The organism is Frankia sp. AiPs1 (genome assembly GCF_023716945.1).
In the GTDB taxonomy this organism is placed as follows: domain Bacteria; phylum Actinomycetota; class Actinomycetes; order Frankiales; family Frankiaceae; genus Frankia.
Window position 1 is genome coordinate 1 of sequence record NZ_JAMQQF010000552.1, and the last position, 3,999, is coordinate 3,999.

A 3,999-nucleotide genomic window follows, 5' to 3' on the forward strand; every position below is an offset into this window, starting at 1 on the left:
GCGGGATGACGTTCCCGGGCGGCGGTGGCCCCGGCGGCGGGCGCGGCGGCGGCATGTGGGGCTCGACCGGCTGGACCCGGATGTTCGGCTCGGAGGTCGGCGGTCAGATCTCCTGGCTGCTGCCGGCCGCGCTGATTCTGCTGGTCGCCGGGCTGTGGATCACCCGACGGGCGCCGCGCGCCGACCGGCTGCGGGCAGCGTTCGCCCTCTGGGGTGGCTGGCTGCTCGTCACCGGAATCATCTTCAGCCAGATGAAGGGCATCTTCCACGCCTACTACACGGTGGCCCTGGCCCCGGCGGTCGGCGCCCTGGTGGGCATGGGAGCGGTGCTGCTCTGGCGGCACCGGCATCACCCCGCCGCCGCGCTGGCCGGCGCGGCGACGATCGCCGCGACGACCGCCTGGTCGTGGACGCTGCTGCACCGCACCGCCGACTGGCACCCGTGGATCCGCTACACCGTGCTGGTCGCGGGCATCATCGCCACCCTCGGCTTCCTGGCCACCGTCCGGCTGCCGCGGCGGGCCTCGATCGGGGTCGCCGTGGTGGCCCTCGTCGCCGGCCTGCTCGGGCCGGGCGCGTACGCGGTGGCCACCGCCGGAACGCCGCACACCGGCTCGATCCCCTCGGCCGGCCCGGCCGGCGCCGGCTTCGGCGGCCCGGGCGGCTTCATGCGCCGCATGAACGGCCAGCCAGGCGGCACGGGCCAGAACGGGGCGCGCGGGGCGTTCCCGGGCGGCGGCCAGGCAGGCACCTTCCCAGGCTTCGGCCAGGGTGGCGCCTTCCCCGGCGGTGGCCAGGGCGGCTTTCCCGGCGGCGGCCAGACCGGCGGATTCCCCAGGTTCCCCGGCGGCACGACCGGCGGTACCGGCGGTACCGGCGGGGCTGGCGGCACGACAGCAGGAGGCACCGGCAACGGCACGACGGGCAGCCCGGGCACCACCCAGGGCCGGGGCGGCATGCGCGGCGGCATGGGCGGCCTGCTCGACGCCGCGAAGCCCAGCGACGCCATCGTCAAGCTGTTCAAGGAGAACGCCGACTCCTACACCTGGGTCGCGGCCGCGGTCGGCTCGAACAGCGCCGCCGGCTACCAGCTCGCAACCCGCGAACCGGTCATGCCGATCGGCGGTTTCAACGGCAGCGACCCGTCGCCGACGCTGGCGCAGTTCAAGAAGTACGTGGCCGACGGGAAGATTCACTACTTCATCGGCGGTGGCGGCTTCGGCCGCGCCAATGGCGGCAGCAACTCCTCGTCGGACATCTCCACCTGGATCACGGAGAACTTCACCGAGAAGACGGTCGACGGGGTCACCCTCTACGACCTGACCGCCCCCAAGGCGAGCACCGGCACCTCAGCCACCGACACCACCGCCCGCACCACCTGATCCACCGCAATCACCAGACCGGCCGTGTGCTCCGGGTCCTTCCCCAGCCCCGAAGCACACGGCCGTCGCCGGTCAGACTTTCCCCCGTCGCGTCAGATACCCGAATGGGCCAGCGGTAGCTCTCGTTCGCTGACCGCCGCCGCCGCGTAGGCCAGCGCGGCCAGGACATCGGCGTGCTCGAGGTATGGATAGTCGGCCAGGACCTCGCCGATGGATCTACCGGCCGCCAGCTGCCCGATGACCGCACCGACCGTCACTCGCAGGCCACGAATGCAGGGAAGCCCGCCCATACGCTCGGGGTCGACGGTAATGCGTTCGAAGGCCACACGATCATTGTAGGTGGGCGAGGTGGGCTCGACCGCGCTGTGCGGTGTCCGAGTGTGGGCGATCGAGGGCCTCAGCTTGTCGTGAGCGGGACCCTCGCCCGCAGGTCTCTGCGCTCGGGGCGCGGCCTGGAGTCTCACAGGTGGCGCACAGCATGGGCACACGGGCGGCACAGCTCGCCGACCGAGAGTGAGCAGCATGACGACGTGGATGCCTTCCCCGGCGACCGGAACCGGCGCCCCCACGCAGCGCGTTCCCGTGGAGCAGACGCACGCCAGCACGGCAGTGGAGGACGACGGCCGACCGCTGCCGGTGCTCGATGTCGTCATCCCGGTCTACAACGAGGAGAACGATCTCGCCCCCTGCGTGCGCCGGCTGCACGCCCACCTGCGGGACACGTTCCCCTACCCGTTCCAGCTCACGATCGCCGACAACGCCAGCACCGACGACACCCTCGGGATCGCGCTGGCGCTGGCGGAGGAGCTGCCCGGGGTGGTTGCGGTGCACCTCGACGCGAAGGGCCGCGGCCGGGCGCTGCGCATCGCCTGGGGGATGTCCTCGGCGCCGGTGCTCGCCTACATGGACGTCGACCTGTCCACCGACCTCGCCGCGCTGCTGCCGCTGGTCGCGCCGCTGATCAGCGGGCATTCGGACCTCGCGATCGGTACCCGGCTCGCCCGCACCTCCCGGGTGGTGCGCGGGCCGCGCCGGGAGGTGATCTCCCGCTGCTACAACCTGATCCTGCGCGGGACGCTCGCCGCCCGGTTCTCCGACGCGCAGTGCGGTTTCAAGGCGATCCGCGCCGACGCCGCGTCGGCGCTGCTGCCGTTGGTGGAGGACACCGGCTGGTTCTTCGACACCGAACTGCTCGTTCTCGCCGAACGGGCCGGGATGCGCATCCACGAGGTGCCCGTCGACTGGATCGACGACCCGGACAGCCGGGTCGACGTGTTCAACACGGCGGTCGCGGACCTCAAGGGGGTCGTCCGGCTGCTGCGGGCCCTGGGCACCGGGGCGCTGCCGCTGGTCGAGCTGCGCCGGGAGTTCGGCCGAGGGCCGCTGACCACGGCGGCCGGTGCCGGGGCCACCATGGGCGGCGCGGACGGCAGCGGCGGGGCGGACGGTAGTGGCGGCGTGGACGGTAGCGGCGGGGCGGCGACGGGAGGGGTGCAGGTGCCGGGAGTACCACGGGGGCTGCCGGGCCAGTTGATTCGCTTCGCGGTCATCGGGGTGGCCAGCACGCTGGCCTACCTCGTGCTGTTCGTCCTGCTGCGGACGGCCACCGGCGCGCAGGCGGCGAACCTGCTGGCGCTGCTCATCACCGCGGTGGCGAACACGGCGGCGAACCGGCGGCTCACCTTCGGGCTCACCGGTGCGGCCCAGGCGGGCCGTCACCACCTGCAGGGTCTGGTGGTGTTCGCCATCGGGCTGGGGCTGACCAGCGGCTCACTCGCGACGCTGCACGCGGCCAGCGACCATCCCGGGCGCGGGCTGGAGGTCACGGTCCTCGTGCTGGCGAACCTGCTGTCCACCGTCATCCGGTTCCTGCTGCTGCGGGCGTGGGTGTTCCGCGCCCACCCGGCTGCACCCGAAGCATCCTGACCCGCCCCGGCGCAAAGGATCAGGATCCGGACCCGTAGGGCCCGCCGCCAGGATTGCGCGGCGGGCCCTGTGCGTCGTGGGGGCCCTGAGCGTCTCGCGGGTCGATCAGGGGCGGATGACCAGCAGCAGGTCGCCGACCTCGACGGAGTCACCGCTGGCCCGGACGAGCTCGCCCACGGTGCCGGCGACGGGGCTGGTCACGGCGGCCTCCATCTTCATCGCCTCGACCACCGCGAGCTTCTGGCCCTGGGTGACGGCGTCCCCGGCGGCGACGGTGTAGGTGACGATGCCGGGCAGCCCGGCGCCGATCTGGTTCGCGTCCGCCGGGTCGGCGCGCCGGGCCGAGGCCGTCGTCGCCGTGATGGAGTTGTCCCGGACCCGCACCGGCCGGGGCTGGCCGTTGACCCGCAGGTAGAGGGTCCGCATGGCGGCGTCGTCCGGCTCGGACAGCGTCTCCAGCTCGATGATGATCTCGACGCCGGGCTCCAGCGTGACGGCCACCGGGGCGCCCGGCCGCAGCCCGTACAGGTAGGCCTCGGTCGGGACCAGCGAGGAGTCGCCGTAGCTGTCGGCGGCGGCCAGGTAGTCCTTCCACGGGCCGGGGAACAGCAGCCGGGACAGCGCCGCGCGGCGGCGGGCGCCGGGGACGGCGAGTTCGGCGGCGTCGGCGGGGTCGAGGTCGGCGGACGGC

General features: G+C 73.4%; 3 protein-coding genes and 1 pseudogene. 2 read left to right on the plus strand and 2 right to left on the minus strand.

Annotated elements, in window-relative coordinates:
- Nucleotides 1-1,382: pseudogene (locus ND748_RS27125) on the plus strand (glycosyl transferase); the annotation flags it as partial.
- A gap of 92 nt (nt 1,383-1,474) precedes the next feature.
- Here ND748_RS27125 and ND748_RS34755 read toward each other — a convergent pair.
- Nucleotides 1,475-1,708, minus strand: coding sequence for a DUF433 domain-containing protein (locus tag ND748_RS34755; protein WP_251749047.1), 234 nt, complete (start codon nt 1,706-1,708; stop codon nt 1,475-1,477).
- 208 nt (nt 1,709-1,916) lie between these two features.
- Here ND748_RS34755 and ND748_RS27135 point away from each other — a divergent pair, with 208 nt between their 5' ends.
- A complete protein-coding gene (locus ND748_RS27135) occupies nt 1,917-3,308 on the plus strand; it encodes a bifunctional glycosyltransferase family 2/GtrA family protein (RefSeq protein WP_251749048.1) in 1,392 nt (463 codons plus the stop codon).
- A gap of 105 nt (nt 3,309-3,413) precedes the next feature.
- Here the strand turns inward: ND748_RS27135 and ND748_RS27140 are convergent.
- On the minus strand, nt 3,414-3,999 hold a 586-nt coding region (locus ND748_RS27140), incomplete at its 5' end, for a biotin/lipoyl-containing protein (RefSeq protein ID WP_285902776.1).